Below are 17684 nucleotides of genomic sequence, written 5' to 3'. Positions count from 1 at the left end.
GCCGAGATGCCCGAGGAACTGCGGGAACATCTGCTCAGCGCACTACGTGGGGCGGTCGCGGCCCGGCTCCTGGCCGGCACCGACCCGCGGCGGGTGACCGCCGAACTGGTCCGGCGGCTGCACCGGCTCGACACGATGGCCGCCGACGGCACGATGGCCGCCGACGGCGTACGACTGCCGCCGACGGGCGGGCGGCGGTGACGCGCCGGTGCGTCCCGGGCCGACGCGTCACCGTGTCGTCGGGCTGTCGTGTCCTGGCGTCGTCGGCCCGCGTCGTCGGGTCGGCGGGCGTGTTAGGGTGAGCCGCCCGGCGTTCACGGCTGCCGGGCGCTGTTCACCAGCGGCGTTGCGTCGCGCTGACCGCCATCGCGGCGAGCTGCCGCCGACCGTCGGGCGTCGCGTCGCTCGCCGCCAGCACGGCCAACGCCCGCTCGGTACGGCGTGCGATGTCCCGCTCGACGTGCTCCACCGCGCCGATGTCGGTGAAGATGTCCTGGATGGCGCGCAGCTCGTCGACGGAGACGTTGGTGCCGATCTTGGCCCGGAGGAACTTCGCCGCGTCCGGGTCGCGCTCGTCCGCGTGGCGCAGCGCCGTCGCGAAGAGCACCGTCCGCTTGCCCTCACGCAGGTCGTCGCCGGACGGCTTGCCGGTCAACGCCGGGTCACCGAACACCCCCAGCAGGTCGTCGCGGAGCTGGAAGGCGATCCCGACGTCGACGCCGAACGCGCGGTAGGCGGCGACGAGATCCGCGTCCGCGCCGGCGATGGCGGCACCGAGGTGCAGGGGGCGCTCCACCGTGTACGCCGCCGTCTTGTACCGGTCGACCCGCAGCGCCGAGTCGACGTCCTCGGTGCAGCTCGCCTCGGCGGTCAGGTCGAGTAGTTGCCCGGCCAGGACCTCGGTGCGCATGGCCGACCAGACCGGGCCGACCCGCCAGTACGCGTCGGCCGGCAGGCCGGCACCCCGGACCAGGTCGTCGGCCCAGCCCTGGGCCAGGTCCCCGGTCAGGATCGCGGTGCCCCTGCCGTACGACTCCGCGTTCCCCGACCAGCACCGTTCCCGGTGCTGGTCGGCGAAGGCCACGTGGGCGGCGGGGAAGCCGCGGCGGGTCGGTGAGGCGTCGATGATGTCGTCGTGGATCAGGGCCGACGCGTGGAGCAGTTCGAGCGCGGCGCAGGTCTGCCGTACCGCCCCGGCGTCGGGGCCGGTCCCGTCGCCACCCGCGCCGATCCAGCCCGTCCAGGCGAAGGTGGGCCGGACCCGCTTGCCGCCGCGCAACACGAAGCGCTCCAGTTCGGCGACCGCGGTCGCGAAGCCCGGTCCGATCGCGTCGGCCTCCACCCGACGCTCGGCGAAGAACCGGCGGAGCACGGCGTCGACCGGCTCCGTGTCCGCGGTCACGCCGCGCCCGCCCGGGTGTGGGAGTGCAGGGCGGTCCGCAGCGTCTCCGCGACCCGTTCGACCTGGCCGGGGGTGAGTTCGGCGTGCATCGGGATGGCGATGTTGCGCCGGGCGAGGTCGGCGGAGACGGGGCAGTGCTGGCTGCTGTCGTAGACAGGTTGCTGGTGGCTGGCCCAGGTGCCGTGTCCGCAGCCGATGCCGTGAGCGCGCAGTTCGGTGGCGATGGCGGCGCGGTCGACGTCCGGGTGCAGGGTGAGCAGGTAGGACTGCCAGGCGTGGGTGCGGTCGTCGGGTACCACGGGCAGGGTGACGAGTTCCTCGTCGGCGAGGAGCTGGGCGTAGTGGGCGGCGACGACGCGGCGGCGGCCGAGGAGTTCCTCGACCCGGGTGAGCTGCACCTGGAGGATCGCCGCGGCGATGTCGGAGAGCTTGTAGTTGTAGCCGATCTCGGTGAACTCGGGGATCGGCAGGCCGACGATCTGGGCCTGGTCGAAGATGCTGCCGATGCCGAAGGAGGAGCGCAGGCGGGCGTCGGTGGCGAGCGCGGGGTCGGTGGTGAGCAGGGCGCCACCCTCGCCGCTGGTGATGCCCTTGCGGCCGTGGAAGGACAGGCAGGCCACCGGGGCCAGGGCACCGGCGGGCCGACCCTGGTAGGTGGCGCCGATGGCGCAGGCCGCGTCCTCGACGAGGAACAGCCCGTAGCGGTCGGTGAGGGCGTTCAGCTCGTGGTAGTCCGCCGGCATGCCGAGGGTGTCCACGGCGATGACCCCGACGGTGCGGGGGCCGATCAGATCGGCGACGGCCCGGGGGTCGACGGTGCCGGTGTCGGGGCGGACGTCGGCGAAGACCGGGGTCGCGCCGACGTAGCGCACCGCGTGGGCGGGCGCGGGAAAGGTGTAGTCGGCGACGATGACCTCGTCGCCGGCCGTGACACCGAGGGCGAGCAGGGCCAGGTGCAGTGCCGCGCCGCAGTTGCTGACCGCGACCGCGTCGGTCACGCCGTAGCGGGCGACGAGGTCGGCCTCCAGGGCCTTGCCGCTCGGTCCCTGACCGGCCGGCCAGCCCGAGGAGAACACCCGCGCGACCGCGGCCAGCTCCTGCTCACCCAGACTCGGTCGGACCAGAGGAATCGCGTCCACCGTCATCACCCCCACTACGTCGGATTTCCGTTGGTGCCGAGCAGGGCCGGTGGCCCGTAGCGCAGGGGCGTGATCTGGTGGACGTCGTAGCGGTCGCGGAGCTCCTGTACGGCGTCGGGATCGACGGGTCCACCTGCGGAGAAGATCTCGACGATCTCCTCGAAGTAGTTCTCGTGGTCGGGTGAGGGGTAGCTCTGGAACAGCATCCGGGCCGGCTCGTCGGTGGAGTTCCGGAACGCGTGCGGGCAGCCGGCCGGGACGAACATGCAGCTGCCCGCCTGCGCGGTCACCACCCGGTCCCCGGCGGCCGACTCCCAGTCCTGCCAGCCGTCCCCGGTGCGGGTGGTGGGCTCGAACGCCAGCAGGTCGAGCTTCCCCTCGAGGACGTAGAAGAACTCCTGCGCGTGGTGGTGGGTGTGTGCCCCGACGTCGAAGCCGGGCGGCACGACCACCTCGAAGATCGACGCGACCGAGCCGTGCGCCGCGGTCACCTTGAAGGTGACCTCCTGTGCCTTGGTGACCAGTTTGCGTCCCTCGCCGGGTGGGACGATGAGGCCGCTCATGCGGTGGGTTCCTTTCCCCTAGACCAGTTCCGGGTCGCGGTGCGGAATCGAAGCGTCGTCGCGGGTCAGGTCGAGCACCCCGAGCGGGTCGTCGCTCCAGCTGCCCACCGCCATCTCGGCGGTGATGCCGGGGCCGAAGCCCGCGACGATCCCGCTGGCGCCGGGCGGCGGCGGCTCCTCGTCGAAGAGCCGGCGGGCCGCGTCGAGGACGACCGCGCTGGCGATGTTGCCGTACTCGGTGAGGGTCGCCCAGCTGTGCCGGAACATCTCCCGGTCGACGTCGAGGAACTTGGCGAGGTCGTCGAGGATCCGGGGACCACCGGCGTGGATGAGGTAGAAGTCGAGTTTGCCGACGTCCCAGCCGTGGTCGCTGGTGAACTGGCGCAGGACCGGGGCGAGCGGCTCCATCGTGCCCGGCACCCGGCGGTCCAGCTGGAAGTGGAATCCGGTGGCCCGGACGGCGTAGGAGATCCAGTCCTCGGTGTTCGGGATCAGGTACGAGGCGTTGCGCTCCAGCGCTATGCCGACGCCGCCCCGACCACGGACCACCGCCGCCGCCACCGCGTCGCCGAACAGTCCGTCCGACAGCAGGGAGCCGACACCGTCGTCGTCGGGCTGGTAGCACAGCGAGCAGAGTTCGCAGGAGACGATCAGGACGTTGCCCCCGGGGTACGCCGTGCAGAAGTCGTGCGCCCGGTTGATCGCCGCCCCGCCGGCCGCGCAGCCGAGTTGCGCGATCGGGATCTGCCGGGTGTCCGACCGGAACCCCATCGTGTTGATCAGCCAGGCGGTCAGCGAGGGCATCAGGAACCCGGTGCACGACACGTAGATGATCGCGTCGATGTCGAGCGCGGCCACCCCGGCGTTGGCCAGGGCCTGTTCGATGACCTCCGGGCAGCGCTTCTTCGATTCGACTTCGTAGATCCGGTTGCGCTCCTCGAAACCGGGGTGGCGCAGCGCCTGTTCGATCGGCTGCACGATGTGTCTCTTCCGGACCCCGGTGTTCTCGATCAGCCGGAGTGCGAGCGGAAGCTGCTCCTTGCCGGCGTGGAGCGTCCTGGCGAAGTCCAGAGTCTCTTCCATGGTGACGACATGTTCCGGTACACCCACCGACGGCTTGCACAGTGTAGGCATCTCTGGAATCCGTTTCTATCGATGTTCGAGGGGTCGCCGTCCGTCGGCCTGGTCGTGCCGGCAGGGCCACCCTGGTCCCGGTTCCCCGCCGGCCGCGCGTGGGCGCGACCGGCGGGGGCGTGATCGATCAACGAACTGCGTCGAACTCCGCGAGCACGCCGTCCCAGAGGCCGATGCGTGCCCTGATCGCCGCGACGCTGACGGCCGTGGCCTCGGCCTCGCGCTGCGGGTCGCCGGCGCAGAGCGCGGCGAGCAGGCGCAGTGCCAGCGGCCCGTGCTCGTCGTGGTCGAGGGCGATGTGCCGGTCCAGGTAGTGCCGGAAGACCGGCGCGTTGGCGAGTACCTCGTCGACGTTGGCGCGGACCGCCGAGAAGACGTCGGGCAGCAGGTTCTCCCGGCCGTGGCAGAACGAGGACGCCACCTCGTGGGGTGCGCCGTTCATCGCCACGTCGAGGGTGTGGCCGACGAAGTCCCGGACACTCGACGGGATCCGCTCGTCCTTGAGCGCCGCCATCGGGCCGACCCCGCTGTCCAGCGCGGAGAGGAACGCGTCAATCGGTCCGGTGTCGGCGCCGATCTCCTCCATCGCCCGCCGGTACAGCTCGAAGTGGCTGATGTAGCCCCCGTCGATGTCCTCGTCGGTCTCCTCGGCCAGGACGATCTCCATGATGAACCGGCCGTGGTCGGCGTGCCCCCGGGGCCGCCAGGGCAGGCTCACCGAGGTCACCTCGGTCTGTAGCCGCTTGAGCAGGCTGAAGAAGTCCCACACCGCGAAGACGTGGTGCTTCATGAAGACCCGCAGCCGGTCCTCGGTGGTGATCTGCGCGTAGAGGGGGTGGGCGACCAGCCTGGCCCGTGCCGTTTCGAACTCAGCAAGCGCGGTCAACATCTTCTCCCGGTCAATCGAAGCGACGTCGTGGGTTTACCGATTCGGGTCCGCGGTCCCCGTCGGGCCGGCGACCTGACGGGGACCGGCCGGCGGCGTCGACGGTCGGGTCCGCCGCCGTCGGTGGGCTTGGTGGTGGTCAGCTCCGCTTCTCGAGTTCACCCTGGAGCCGGTGCGACAGCGCGATGCGCTGGACCTTCAGGGTGCCGGTCCGGGGCAGCTCGGCCTGGGGGAGGTGGATCGGGTCGGCCAGCTGCGGGAACCTGGCGGCGGCGGAACGCCAGCGGTCCATGTCCAGCGGCCGGTCGCCCTCGGTGCAGACGACCGGGACCGGCTCGGAGTTCGGCCCGGGCACCACGACCAGCTCGGTCAGCTCGTCGAGGGCGCCGAGCATGACGTCCTCGACCTCCAGGGCGCTGCGCAGCCCGGGGATCATGTCGACCTCCCGGTCGAACATGTGCAGGCAGCCGAACCTGGTCCGGTAGCCGACGTCCCCGGTCCGCCACCACTCGTCGTGCCGGTTGGTGTCGTACCGGTCCTGCTCGGCGAAGTAGGTCTTCGCCAGGCCGGGCCAGGCGACCTCGATGTAGCCGGGGTTCGTCTCGGACGGCCGTTTGCCGTCCCGGCTGACCACCCGGATCCGGGCGCAGCCCGGCATCGCCCACCCGACGCAGCGGCCGTTCGCCCGGTGGGCGGAGTTGCGGAAGTACGGCCGACCGACGGCCGGACCGACCTCGCTCTGACCGTAGATCTGGAAGAACAGCGCGCCGCGCCGCTCGGAGGAGCGCAGCAGCCGGCTCATCGTCCTGGGGTGGATCGCGTCGAACGTCGTACTGAAGTACTTGATCGAGGCGAACGGCTTCCGCCGGTCCTCGGTGAGCCGCTCCCACTCCATCAACGAGTTGGGCAGCACCTCGATGAAGCCCGGCCGGTTCTCCAGGAACAGCTCGGCGACCCGCTCCGGATCGGACTCCCGCATGAGCAGGACGGGCATCTCGAAGAACAACGCCAGCGCCATCGCCGCGAACATCCGCGAGTGCACGAAGGAGATGTGGATGGCGACGGTCTCCCGCCTGCGCATCAGCGACAGCAGCCGCCACTGCGGCGTGAGCCGGGCGCCCATGGTCTCCGGGGTGTGCACGACGAGCTTGGGCAGCCCGGTGGTGCCGGAGGTGTGGGTGATCATCGCGGGTTCGTCGAACTGCCGGGACACCGGCTCGACCCTCGGCGCTCCGGCGAGGTCGGCGAGCGACGTCGCACCGGGGCGACCGCCGGCCACGGTGAGCACCAGGCGGGTGAGGTCGCCGAGCGGCACCTCGGCCAGCTCGTCGAGCTTGCGGTCGTCGGTGAGCAGGTTCGGCTGCTCCAGCCGGCCGAGGAGGGCGCCGACGGTCGCGGCGTCCAGGGCGGGCGACAGGAGTACGGGCACCGCGCCGATCCGCGACGTGGCGGACGCCAGCACCCAGACGTCGAAGTTGGCGCTCTTGTAGATCGCGACGCGTTCCCCCGGCCGTACCCCGGCCGCCCACAGCCGGCCCGCCAGGTCGTCCACGTGACCGGCGATCCCGGCCACCGTCAGTCGCCGGCCGGCGTCCGGCAGGACGTCCAGGTCGTGATCGAGGGTGAGCGGGGTGGATCCGTTCTGGGCCGCGGCCAGCTGCGGCACGAGACCAAGGTGCAGACCGCCCTTGCGGATCGAGCTGTGGATCGCGGAGCCCTTCATCTGAACCGCCTCCTCGGGGGTTGCTGACGGCTGGGTGAGCCGTGGGTTCGGGCCGGTGCGTGCGGGGACCTGCGTACCGCGCGTCGCGGGAGCACCGGCCGGTGCGGAGCCGATCGGCTCGGGCCGCCCCTGCCGTGCGACCCGGCGGATTCGGCCGGTCGTCCGGCGACCGGGGAGCCGGTCACCGGAGCCGGTGCACCGACGGTGTGGATCGACGTAGCGGCCTCTTCCCGCTGCTGGATGCGCCTGTGCCGCCTAGCATCGGGCACCCTGCTTGACCAGGACTGTCCACCGGCTTGGCGGCGGCTTGGCGAGGTCTTGGCCTCCCCCGGCGGCCAGCGGGTTCATCCCTGCCCACGGGCTGCGGTCGCCCCGGCGTCGGTGCCCCCGCGCGGCGTAGCGAGGCTGCCGGGGAGAGCGAAGGTGATGTTCTCGGTCGCGGTGCGGACGACCTCGATCTGGTCGAAGCCGAGCCCGGCCAGTCGGTCGACCACCTGCTCGACGAGCAGCTCGGGCACGCTGGCGCCGGAGCTGAGCCCGACCGACCGGGCGCCGGCCAGCCAGCCGGGGTCCAGGTGGGTGACGTCGGGCAGCAGGTGGGCCGGGGTGCCGGTCCGGGCGGCGACCTCCACCATCCGTACCGAGTTGCTGGAGTTGGTCGAGCCGACGACGAGGACGACGTCGGCGACCGCGGCGATCTGCTTGACCGCGTTCTGCCGGTTCTGGCTGGCGTAGCAGATGTCGTCGCTGCCCGGCCCCTGGAGGTCGTCGAAGCGTTCCTGGAGCGCGGCGATGACCTCGGCGGTCTCGTCGAGGGAGAGGGTGGTCTGGGTCAGGTAGGCCACCGGTTCGTCGCGGGGCAGCTCCAGCCGGGCCACGTCCGCGACGTCGGCCACCACGATGGTGCGGTCGGGTGCCTCGCCGTAGGTGCCCTCCACCTCCTCGTGGTCGGCGTGTCCGATGAGCAGGATGGTGCGCTCGTCGCGGGCGTAGCGGCGGGTCTCCTGGTGCACCTTGGCCACCAGCGGGCAGGTCGCGTCGATGACGTCCAGTTGCCGGTGGGCGGCGCGTTCGCGGACCATCGGGGACACCCCGTGGGCGGAGAAGACGCAGACGGCGCCCGTGGGCACCTCGTCCTCGGAGTCCACGAACACCACGCCACGCCGTTCGAAGTCGCGGACCACGTAGTGGTTGTGCACGATCTGCTTCCGGACGTAGACCGGCGGCGGGTACCGGCGGAGGGCCTCGTCGACGATCTCGATGGCCCGGCGCACCCCGGCGCAGAAACTCCGTGGTTCGGCGAGCACGACCCTTCCGCCGCCGTGGTGGCGGCCACTCTCGGGCGTCTCTTCTGCCTGGCGCATGAGCGGGTCTCCAGCCGGTGTCGGTGATCGGCGACCAGTGGTCTGGTGCGTCTCGCTTTTCTGCCCGGTGTCCACGTATCTGTCGTCGACACATTTACGTCCGCGATCTCGCCGTGGGTGTCGACCGGACTGCCGGTCGTGAGAAGCGGGGAATGGAGGTGACGCGTCGTCGCCGCGCTCTCGCGTTGCACGGTCGGCGGAACTGCGTACCGTCGCCTGTTGACAGCAGTCTCCGTGAGTCCGGCCAGGGGTGTCAAGAGGTTTGCATTGCGGACGTCGACAGTGCCGGGACCTGTTCGTACACCTTCTTCCGGTGCTCGTGGCGCCCTCATCCGACCAGGAAACAATGGCGATACAAGTATCGCTGTCTGTCGATTCCGTTGGTTGGTGTGCGGCGGGCCGTTCCGGAAAGAAGTCGCCATCAAGTCGGCGCCAAGTTGACACCAAGCCGATGACAAGCGTGGTGACTCAGGATTGGTCTGAGCACCGGTTCGGTCCCGCAACCGCGAGCGCCGGACGGGCGGACAGTTCAGGCGGTGGCGCTCGCCGCCCTGCTGACGGCCCGAAGCGTCGTTCCGTGCGGGTCGTCCCGGTTCGGCGGTCGGATCGTGGACCCGGGCGTCGCTCCCGGGGGAGGGCGGCTGTCCGCGACGGCGATGCCGGGGGCGGGGCCGCTGCGGCGCACCGGACGTGGCGTCGGCCGGTGGTGACGTCGAGATGGTCCCCGGCGTCGATCGAATGCTGTCCGCTGTTCGGTTCGACCGCGTCCGGAAAACAATGATCGGAAATGTGTCAGGCGGTACGGACGTCACCGGGCCGATAGCCCGTGACCGCCGATAAGGCTGCGCCGAAGTGGCCGCGCATCATCCGTCGGGCAGTGGTGACCCGGCTCTGTCGCCCCGGGGAAAACATCGCCGGGCGTCTTTTGGTGATGTGAACGGGTGTCCGCTGCGCGGGACGCCGGGCGGCGATACCGTCGACGACCTGCGTCGATTGTCGGGGTCACGGTTCTTTATTGCCACCACCTCCGGTCGGCGGTAGCGTTTCGCCCGGCAACATGAGCGCAGCCTTGGTAGCCACGGGGGGAAGGGGCACGTCATGCGGCCTGCGGCCCAGGCCCACGAAGCGGGCAGGCGGGACCATATAACAGCCGGGACCACCGCACGGGACGTCTGTCGTAACAGTTCTTTCGCGGTGCGCGGCGGAAGTGCCGCCGCATGATCAACGTAGCAGTCGCCGGGGCTTCGAGTCGTACCGTGTCGGACTCCCTGCGGTGGGAGGCCGCGAAGGCCCGGGGCACCGGCCGGGTGCTGGCCGAGTTCCGCGCCCTGGGACCGCTGGAAGCGGTGGTGGCGGGGCGGTTGGTCGACCTGGGCGCACCCAAGCAGCGCGCGTTGCTCGCGTTGCTGGTGAGTCGGGCCGGTCAGCCGGTGGCGGTCGAGGTGATCCTGGAAGCGTTGTGGGCCGAGCACCCGCCGCCGTCGGCGATGGCCTCACTCCAGGCGTACGTGGCCAACCTGCGCCGGGTGCTGGAACCGGACCGGGCGCCCCGGACCCCGGCCACCGTGCTGCGGACCTGTCCGCCCGGCTATCTGCTGGACAAACGGGTCATCGACGTCGACGTCCAGCGGTTCAGCGGGCACGCCACGGCGGGCTGGCAGGCCTGGGACCGGGGTGACGCCCAGCAGGCGTTGCGGGAGTTCGAGGTCGCGCTGGCGCTCTGGCGCGGCCAGGCGTACGCGGAGGTGGCCAGCGCGCCGTGCGTCGTGCCGGAGGTGGCGCGACTGGAGGAACTGCGCCTGTCGGTGGTCGAGGCGCGCTGCGCGGCGCTCCTGGCGGTCGGCGCCCACGAGGTGGCGGTCGCCGAGCTGGACGCCTTCGTCCATGCCTATCCGCTGCGGGAGTACGGCTGCGAGCTGTTGAGCCTCGCGTTGTACCGGGCGGGTCGGCAGGCCGACGCCCTGGGTGTGCTGCGGGCGATCCAGCGGCGGTTGGCCGAGGAGTTGGGCATCGATCCCCGGCCGGCGTTGCAACACCTCGAACGCGAGATCCTGAACCAGGTGCCCGCGCTGGAGTGGCGTCCGGCCCCGCCGGCCGCCGCGCAGGCCGTACCCGACCGGCCCGCCGCCACGGTGCGGGGACGCACGACCGGAGCGCTGCCGCCGGCCCCGCTCCCGGCGGCGGACGGCGAGGTCTTCGTGGGCCGGGAGGTGGCTCTCCGGCAACTACTCGAGGCGATGTCCGGGACGGCCGTCCGGGGCCGGGTGGTGACCGTCTCCGGCGAGCCGGGGATCGGCAAGACCAGCCTGCTCCGCCGGTTCGCCACGCTGGCGGGGGCGCCGGTGCTCTGGGGGAGCTGCCCGGAACACGTCACCGCGCCACCGCTGTGGCTGTGGGAGCAGATCCTGCGCGCGGCCGGCACCTGCTTCCCGCAGCACCCCGTGCCCGAGCCGGTGGCCGAGCTGCTCAACGGCGACCTCCAGCAGATGGTGGACGGCACCGAGGCGGCCACGGCCACCCTGCGCCGGTTCGAGGCGATCGTCCACTACCTGACGGACGCGGCCCAGGCCGCACCGCTGGTGGTCGTGCTCGACCATCTGCACCGGGCCGATCCCAGCTCGCTGCGGCTGCTGGCGCACCTGGCCGAGTCGGTGCCGGCGAACCGTCTCCTGCTCGCGGTCTCCTACCGGTCCGGCGAGGCGGCGACCCTGGCCGACACGTTGGCCGCGCTGGCCCGCTCGGAGATGACGCGGATCGAGCTGGACGGGTTGACCACCCAGGAGACCCGGTCCCTGGCGAGCGCCATCCTGCGCCACGAGATCGGCGGGCCGACCGCCGAGGCGCTCCGGCAGCGCACCGAGGGCAACCCGTTCTTCCTGCGGGAGCTGATCAAGCTGTTGACCACCGAACAGCGGCTCGCCCAACCGCACACGGTGCCGGTCCCGATGCCGGTTCGTGAGGTGGTGCTCCGACGTGTCGCCTGCCTGCCGCAGCCGGTGGTGGACGTGTTGTCGGTCGCCGCCGTCGCCGGTCGGCACTTCGACATCGAGGTGGTCGCCGAGGCGGCCTCGGTCGAGATCGAGGCGGCACTGGAGATCATGGACACCGCCGGCGCGGCGGGCCTGATCGTCGAGGACCAGCAGCGGCTGGGGTGGTTCCGGTTCACCCACGCCCTGGCCGCCGAGGCACTCTACGAGACGACCGGCCGACTGCGCCGGGTCCGGCTGCACCGACGGATCGGAGTGGCGGCCGCCTGTGCCTGGGCCGGCGACCCGGACCGGACGGCCGAGATCGCCCGGCACTGGCTGCTGGCTGCCGAACTCGACCCCTCCGCCGCCGCCCACGCCGTCGCCCACGCCGCCACCGCGGCCCGGGCGGCCGACGCCCGCGGGGCGTTCGGGGAGGCCGCGGCTCTCTGGCGGCAGGCTCTGGCCGCCGCCGACCTGGCCCAGCGGGAGGACACCGACCGGTACCCCCTGCTGCTGGGCCTGGGCGTCAGTCTGTACCGCGCGGGCAACCCGCGCGACGGGTTGCCCGCGTTCCTCCAGGCCATCGAGGAGTCCCTGGTGGACGACGGCGTGGACACCTCCCGACCGGCCGCCGCGGCGGTGGCGGCGGTCGGTGAGCCGCGCTGGCGTCAGGCCGCCGACGGCGAGGCCGGCCGTCGGCTCGTCGAGGTGCTGGAGCGCGCACTGTCCCGGGTGACCGGCCGGGCGCAGCGTGCCCTGCTGCTCTCCTGCCTGGCCGAGGCCTGCCCGTCCGACGGTGACCAGGCCCGCCGGGTCGCCCTGTCGGACGAGGCGCTGGCGCTGGCCCGGTTCGTGGACGACCCCGTGGTGCTGGCCCGGGTCCTGCTGCTGCGGGTTTCGGCGCTCGACGGGGTCGGCCACCGCGACCGGCGTCACCGGGCGGTCACCGAGCTGCTGGCGTTGCCCGACCTGCCGCCGGCCCTGACGATCCGGGTCCGCCAGCTCCGTGCCCGGACCGACCTCCCGCCCGACGTCGCCGGGGACGGGTCTGCGGTGGAGTTGGTGACGGGCGAGGCGGCCGGGGCGTGACGGCGGCCCCTGGTCGGGTGGACGACCGCCAAGCCAACGCCAACCCGTCGGCCAGTCCCGGCCAAGCCCGGTGGCCGATGCTCGACGGGATACGGAGCACGGGAGGGCGCACCATAGCTGGTCACCGTTCGACGTGGACGCTGTCGCGTCGCCGGGGTGCCCGTCGGGCCGGCGGTTCGCGGCCGGGAAACGGCCGGGTCGGGCCGGTGTCGGTTCTCCGGGTCACCCCCGGACGGGGCGGGGCGGGGCGGGCGGCGCCGTCCCGCCGGTGCCGTCGTGGACCGCGACGCGCCTGCGGGACGGTGACCGGGGGAGGCCCCGGCGGGTGCCGGTGGGCCGCCGGTGGTCCGGCCACCGGCCGGGCGTCGCCAGACCGGACCGGTGATCCCGGCCGCCTGCGTTGACCCCTCCGCACCGTCGAACGTCGGTGGGCACCCCGTGGTGGGTGCCGGTGTCACCTGTCGCATCGCGTGGAGCAAAAGAACTCGAAGGGATCAGTACATGACGCCAGAAGCCACTCTCGCCCGGTTTCGCGAGTACATGGTGGGACCGACGCGGTTCATGAATCTGCTGTCCTGTTTCGAACTCGGTCTGATCGACCGGCTGCGGGACAATCCGGGTCTGACGGCGGTGAAGCTCGGTGACGCCGTCGGGGTGAAGCCGGATGCGGTGGAGCAGTTGTTGCAGTTGATGGTGAAGGAGGGCTTCGTCGCGTACGACGAGGGCTCCGGCGCCTACGCGCTGGCCGCGCTGGGGGACGTCGCCGAGGCCGACCTGAAGCGGGCGCTCGCCTACATGAACCTGATCAAGGTGGTCGCGCTCCGGCAGGTCTACTACCTCACCGAGAGCGTACGGACCGGCCAGGTCATCGGGCTCAAGGAGCTGTACGGATTCGACGGCAACCTGTACGGCGCGGTCGCCGAGCACCAGGACCTGCGCGACTCCTGGCTGACGCTGATGAACCGGGTGACCGCCAACATCGATCCCTGGTTCTTCGCGAACATCGACGTCCCCTCCGGCGCGCGGGTGCTCGACCTGGCGGGGAACACCGGCCTCGGTGCGATCCACACCTACCAGATGAAGACCTCGCCGGGTCTGCGGGTGACGACGTTCGACCTGCCCCAGAAGGAGGAGGAGTGCCTGCGGAACTTCCGCGAGCACGGCGTCGAGGAGCACTGCTCGTTCGTCGGCGGTGACGTCTTCGCGAGCATCCCCGAGGGCTTCGATGTCGTCCTGATCAAGCACTTCCTGGACATGTTCGACAAGGGGGAGGTGTTCCGGATCCTCACGGGCGTGCACCGGTCGCTGAACGTCGGCGGTCAGGTCAACATCCTGGTGCCGGTGTACCCCGAGGACATCACCGACTCGGACAACTACAACGTCGACTTCTTCCCGAGTTTCTTCCTCGGCTGCACGATGGGCCAGGGCGGGCCGCAGAAGCTGTCGACGTACCGGAGCTGGCTGGAGGAGTGCGGGTTCACCGTCACCAGGGCGGTCACCAAGGACTCCGCCGAGGTGCCGCCGGACGTCATCCCCGTGCAGGCCATCCTGTCCGCCACGAAGACCGCCTGACCTCCCCGGCTGACGGCCGACCCCGTCGCCCGGGTCGCCCCCGTCGGACGGCCCCGCCACCGGGTGCCGCCGCCGGCCGGGGTGCCCGCCGGTGCGGTCCGCCGCGTCGACGTGACCGACAGAACCAACCCGAAGGGATCTAGTGCAATGACGCCAGAAGCCACTCTCGCCCGGTTTCGCGAGTACATGGTGGGACCGACGCGGTTCATGAATCTGCTGTCCTGTTTCGAACTCGGTCTGATCGACCGGCTGCGGGACAATCCGGGTCTGACGGCGGTGAAGCTCGGTGACGCCGTCGGGGTGAAGCCGGATGCGGTGGAGCAGTTGTTGCAGTTGATGGTGAAGGAGGGCTTCGTCGCGTACGACGAGGGTTCCGGCGCCTACTCGCTGGCCGCGCTGGGTGGCGTCGCGGAGGCGGATCTCGAGCGGGTGCTCGCCTTCATGGGCATGATCAAGGTGGCCATGCTCCGGCAGATGTTCTACCTGACCGAGAGCGTGCGGACCGGCACCCTGGTCGGGCTCAGGAAGTTCTACGACTTCGACGGCACGCTCTTCGACGCCGCGGCCGTGCACGAGGACATCCGCAACTCGTGGGGTCGGCTGGCGCAGCTGGAGACCGGCAACGTCTACGGCTGGTTCTTCCAGAACCTGGACATCCCGGCCGGCGCGCGGGTGCTCGACCTGCTCGGTGGGAACGGCCTCGGGTCGATCATGACCTACCGGATGAAGGCGTCACCGGGGCTGCACGTGACGAACTTCGACGCGCCCGAGAAGGAGGAGGAGTCGCTGCGCAACTTCCGGGAGCACGGCGTCGAGGAGCACTGCTCGTTCGTCGGCGGCGACATCTTCACCGACGTCCCCGCGGGCTTCGACCTAGTGCTGATCAAGCACTACCTCGACATGTACGACAGGGACGACGTTCTCAAGATCCTCAAGAGCGCCAACGGCGCGCTGGAGGTGGGCGGTCAGCTCGTCATCCTGGCCCCGGTCTATCCCGAGGACATCACCGACCCCGACGACTCCCAGATCGACTTCTTCCCGACCTTCCTGCTCGGCTGCGCCACCGCACAGGGCGGGTTGCAGAAGGTGTCGACGTACCGGAGCTGGCTGGAGGAGTCCGGGTTCGCGCTGACCCGGGTGGTCGGCAAGGACCCCGCCGACATCCCGCCGGACGCCATCCCGAAGCGGTTCATCATGTTCGCGACGAAGACCGCGTGACCGGCATGAGCACCCACCAACCCACTCCCGACCGCATCATGCACATCGCCAACGGCTACTGGGCGACCGGCATCCTCGGCACGGCGGCGGGCCACTCGCTCTTCACCCATCTGGAGGCCGGCGCGGGCACCGCTGGTGAGCTGGCGGTCCGGGCCGACATCTCCGAGCGGGGCGCGCAGACCCTCCTCGACGGGCTCGTCGGCCTCGGCCTGGTCGAGCTGCACGACGGCCGGTACCGCAACACCGCCGAGTCGAGCACCTACCTGGTCGAGGGGCGACCCACCAGCCTGAGCGAGTTCGCCAAGCTCAAGATGACCCACATGGGCGGCATGGCGGACCTGCCGGAGGTGGTCCGCGCGGGCGGTCCGATCAGGAACGCCACGGTGGAGGTCGCCGACAACCCCCACTGGGAGAAGGTGGTCACGGCCATCGCCGCGCAGTCCACCCCGGTCACGGCGCTCGTCGCCGACCTGCTGGGGCTGGCGGACGCCGGTGAGATCTCGATCCTGGACCTGGGCGGCGGCTCGGGGATCTTCTCGGCCGCCTGGCTCGCACTGAACCCGGCCGCCCGGTCCACCCAGCTCGACTGGGGACCGATCAACGCGATCGCCCGGCGGCTGGTCGCCGAGCGGGGCGTGGCCGACAGGTTCACCTGCGTCGACGGCGACTTCCACCACACCGAGGTGCCGACCGCCGCCTACGACGTCGTGGTGTACTCCCACGTGGCCCACCAGGAGGGGCCGGAGGACAACACCGCCCTCTTCGCGAAGGTGCGCGCCGCCCTCAAGCCGGGCGGCACGCTGGTCGTCTGTGACTACGTCGTCGACGACGACCGCAGCGGCCCGTCCTTCGCGCTGATCTTCGCCGCGGAGATGCTGCTCAAGAGCAAGCGCGGCGGGACCTGGCGGCGCGTCGACTACCGGGAGTGGCTCACCAAGGCCGGCTTCGAGGACGTCACGTTCCACCCCACCCCGTCGCCCACCACGGTGGTCCTCGCCCGCTAGCGGGAGCCCACCACCGACGCTTCCGTCGCCGCGCCGACGGGTCGGCCCGCCCGTCCGAGCGCTGATCTGGACACCTGGAGGATGAATGTCCGAGCCTGCCGAGTCGGCACAACTCTATTCGGCCATCGAGGAATCGGCGCGACTGTTGGAGGTGCCCTGTTCCCGGGAACGGGTCATGCCCATCCTGAACGCGTACGCGGACTCCCTGCCCAAGGCCGTCATCGCGCTGCGGGTGGCGACCGGGGCGCGCTACCGGGGCGACCTCGACTGGCGCTTCACCGTCGGCAGCGACGTCGACCCGTACGAGGTGGCGCTGTCGAACGGGCTCACCGAGAAGACGGACCACCCGGCCGGCACGCTCCTGGCCGAGATCAGCCGGCGTTGCCCGATCGCCAGCTACGGCATCGACTTCGGGGTGGCCGGCGGTTTCAAGAAAATCTACCTCTTCTTCCCGCCGGACGGCATGCAGTCGTTGTCCACCCTCGCCGAACTGCCCTCGATGCCCCGGAGCCTGGCCGACAACGCCGACCTCTTCGCCCGGCGCGGCCTCGGCGACAAGGTGAACACGTTCGGCATCGACTACCGGCACCGGACGGTGAACGTGTACTTCGGCGGGCTGCCCGACGAGTGCCTCGAACCGGCGGGCATCCTGTCGATGACCCGCGAACTCGGCCTGCCCGATCCGGGTGAGCAGATGCTCCGGCTCGGCCGGCAGGCCTTCGGCCTCTACGTCAGCCTGGGCTGGGAGTCCTCGGCGGTCGAACGCTTCTGCTTCGCCGTGATGGCGTCGGACTCGGCGTCCCTGCCGGTCCCGCTCGAACCGAAGATCGAGCAGTTCCTCACGGGGCTGCCGAACAACGCCGCCGACAGCAGGTTCGTGTACTACGCGGGGGTGTCGTCGACCGGCGAGGAGAACTACAAGGTCCAGTCGTACTACAACTGGCAGCCCCGGATGCTGGACCAGATGCTCCTGTCCGACTCCGGCGAGACCCGCGCCTGAGGGCTCCGTCCGCCGGGGAGCCGCACCGATTCGCAATGTGAGAAGGAGGAGGCCGATGAGCGACTCTCCGGCTGTTCTGGAGTTCACGGGCACGGCGCGGGACATCGCCGCGTCGATGCACACCGCCGGCCCGGTCCAGCGGGTACGGCTGCCCAACGGGGTGCCGGTCTGGCTGGTCACCCGGCACACCGAGGTGCGGGAGGCGTTGAGCGATCCGCGCCTGTCCAACCACGACCGCAACGACTGGTTCGACCAGGGGGCACTGACCCCGCAGGTGCGGTCCGCGATGAACACCTCGATGCTGCGCCTCGATCCGCCCGACCACACCCGGCTGCGCAAGCTGATCGCCAAGGCGTTCGTGCCCCGGCGGATCGAGGCGCTGCGTCCCCGGGTCGGGCAGCTCACCGGTGACCTGCTGGACCGGCTGGCGGCCGGGGGCGCCGAGGCCGACCTCATCACCGGGTACGCCTCGCCGCTGCCCATCCAGGTGATCTGCGAGCTGCTCGGGGTGGCGGTCGAGGACCGGGCGGACTACCGGGAGTGGGCGGACGCGTTCGCCGCCGGCCTGGGTGCGCCGGTCTTCCCGGTCCAGGCGGTCACCGACTTCGTGGAGCACCTCCA

At 71.2% G+C, this 17684-nt stretch carries 13 protein-coding genes and 1 pseudogene; 7 read left to right on the top strand and 7 right to left on the bottom strand.

Annotated features, from left to right (window positions below):
• Nucleotides 1-6: 6 nt before the first annotated feature.
• Nucleotides 7-201, top strand: coding sequence for a hypothetical protein (locus O7612_RS00070; RefSeq protein WP_282269282.1), 195 nt, complete (start codon nt 7-9; stop codon nt 199-201).
• A 133-nt stretch (nt 202-334) separates the two neighbouring features.
• Here the strand turns inward: O7612_RS00070 and O7612_RS00065 are convergent, their stop codons facing one another.
• The 7 genes from O7612_RS00065 to O7612_RS00035 form a co-directional block, all read right to left on the bottom strand.
• Entirely contained in the window at nt 335-1402 is a 1068-nt protein-coding gene (locus O7612_RS00065) for a polyprenyl synthetase family protein (RefSeq protein ID WP_282269280.1), read from the bottom strand.
• Nucleotides 1399-2541, bottom strand: a complete 1143-nt coding sequence (locus tag O7612_RS00060; protein WP_282269277.1) for a DegT/DnrJ/EryC1/StrS aminotransferase family protein — start codon at nt 2539-2541, stop codon at nt 1399-1401. Before O7612_RS00060 ends, O7612_RS00065 begins: the two co-directional genes overlap by 4 nt.
• A gap of 14 nt (nt 2542-2555) precedes the next feature.
• Nucleotides 2556-3104 (bottom strand): cupin domain-containing protein, encoded by a 549-nt coding sequence (locus O7612_RS00055; RefSeq protein WP_282269275.1) that lies wholly within the window; start codon nt 3102-3104, stop codon nt 2556-2558.
• Between the two features lie 18 nt (nt 3105-3122).
• Nucleotides 3123-4238, bottom strand: coding sequence for a type III polyketide synthase (locus tag O7612_RS00050; RefSeq protein ID WP_282269274.1), 1116 nt, complete (start codon nt 4236-4238; stop codon nt 3123-3125).
• A 127-nt stretch (nt 4239-4365) separates the two neighbouring features.
• Nucleotides 4366-5124 carry a DUF3050 domain-containing protein gene (locus O7612_RS00045; protein ID WP_282269273.1) on the bottom strand — a complete coding sequence of 253 codons (759 nt, stop codon included), beginning with the start codon at nt 5122-5124 and terminating at the stop codon, nt 4366-4368.
• Nucleotides 5125-5263: 139 nt separating this feature from the next.
• Nucleotides 5264-6847, bottom strand: a complete 1584-nt coding sequence (locus O7612_RS00040; protein WP_282269271.1) for an AMP-binding protein — start codon at nt 6845-6847, stop codon at nt 5264-5266.
• 344 nt (nt 6848-7191) lie between these two features.
• The gene (locus O7612_RS00035) at nt 7192-8211 is read right to left on the bottom strand and encodes a 4-hydroxy-3-methylbut-2-enyl diphosphate reductase (RefSeq protein WP_282269267.1); all 1020 of its coding nucleotides are present in this window, start codon (nt 8209-8211) and stop codon (nt 7192-7194) included.
• A 1256-nt stretch (nt 8212-9467) separates the two neighbouring features.
• Here O7612_RS00035 and O7612_RS00030 point away from each other — a divergent pair.
• The 6 genes and pseudogenes from O7612_RS00030 to O7612_RS00005 form a co-directional block, all read left to right on the top strand.
• Nucleotides 9468-12269, top strand: coding sequence for an AfsR/SARP family transcriptional regulator (locus tag O7612_RS00030; RefSeq protein WP_282269265.1), 2802 nt, complete (start codon nt 9468-9470; stop codon nt 12267-12269).
• 501 nt (nt 12270-12770) lie between these two features.
• The gene (locus tag O7612_RS00025) at nt 12771-13841 is read left to right on the top strand and encodes a methyltransferase (protein ID WP_282269263.1); all 1071 of its coding nucleotides are present in this window, start codon (nt 12771-12773) and stop codon (nt 13839-13841) included.
• 207 nt (nt 13842-14048) lie between these two features.
• Nucleotides 14049-15059, top strand: coding sequence for a methyltransferase (locus tag O7612_RS00020; RefSeq protein WP_282269261.1), 1011 nt, complete (start codon nt 14049-14051; stop codon nt 15057-15059).
• Between the two features lie 5 nt (nt 15060-15064).
• The gene (locus O7612_RS00015; protein ID WP_282269259.1) at nt 15065-16063 is read left to right on the top strand and encodes a methyltransferase; all 999 of its coding nucleotides are present in this window, start codon (nt 15065-15067) and stop codon (nt 16061-16063) included.
• An 85-nt stretch (nt 16064-16148) separates the two neighbouring features.
• On the top strand, nt 16149-17063 hold the full coding sequence (locus O7612_RS00010) for an aromatic prenyltransferase (protein ID WP_282269257.1): 915 nt from the start codon (nt 16149-16151) through the stop codon (nt 17061-17063).
• Between the two features lie 55 nt (nt 17064-17118).
• A pseudogene (locus O7612_RS00005) lies at nt 17119-17684 on the top strand (cytochrome P450); the annotation flags it as partial.

Origin of the sequence: Micromonospora sp. WMMD987 (assembly GCF_029581435.1) — a bacterium.
In the GTDB taxonomy this organism is placed as follows: Bacteria; Actinomycetota; Actinomycetes; order Mycobacteriales; family Micromonosporaceae; genus Micromonospora; species Micromonospora rifamycinica.
Note: the sequence above shows the minus strand (reverse complement) of the source record. Positions and strands in the feature narration are given on the sequence as shown.

Bases quoted from the DNA above. Each gene is read 5' to 3' on its own strand.
- O7612_RS00070 (WP_282269282.1), top strand. From the start codon at position 7: ATGCCCGAGGAACTGCGGGAACATCTGCTCAGCGCACTACGTGGGGCG.
- O7612_RS00055 (WP_282269275.1), bottom strand. From the start codon at position 3,104: ATGAGCGGCCTCATCGTCCCACCCGGCGAGGGACGCAAACTGGTCACC.
- O7612_RS00050 (WP_282269274.1), bottom strand. From the start codon at position 4,238: ATGCCTACACTGTGCAAGCCGTCGGTGGGTGTACCGGAACATGTCGTC.
- O7612_RS00040 (WP_282269271.1), bottom strand. From the start codon at position 6,847: ATGAAGGGCTCCGCGATCCACAGCTCGATCCGCAAGGGCGGTCTGCAC.
- O7612_RS00035 (WP_282269267.1), bottom strand. From the start codon at position 8,211: ATGCGCCAGGCAGAAGAGACGCCCGAGAGTGGCCGCCACCACGGCGGC.
- O7612_RS00025 (WP_282269263.1), top strand. From the start codon at position 12,771: ATGACGCCAGAAGCCACTCTCGCCCGGTTTCGCGAGTACATGGTGGGA.
- O7612_RS00020 (WP_282269261.1), top strand. From the start codon at position 14,049: ATGAATCTGCTGTCCTGTTTCGAACTCGGTCTGATCGACCGGCTGCGG.
- O7612_RS00015 (WP_282269259.1), top strand. From the start codon at position 15,065: ATGAGCACCCACCAACCCACTCCCGACCGCATCATGCACATCGCCAAC.
- O7612_RS00010 (WP_282269257.1), top strand. From the start codon at position 16,149: ATGTCCGAGCCTGCCGAGTCGGCACAACTCTATTCGGCCATCGAGGAA.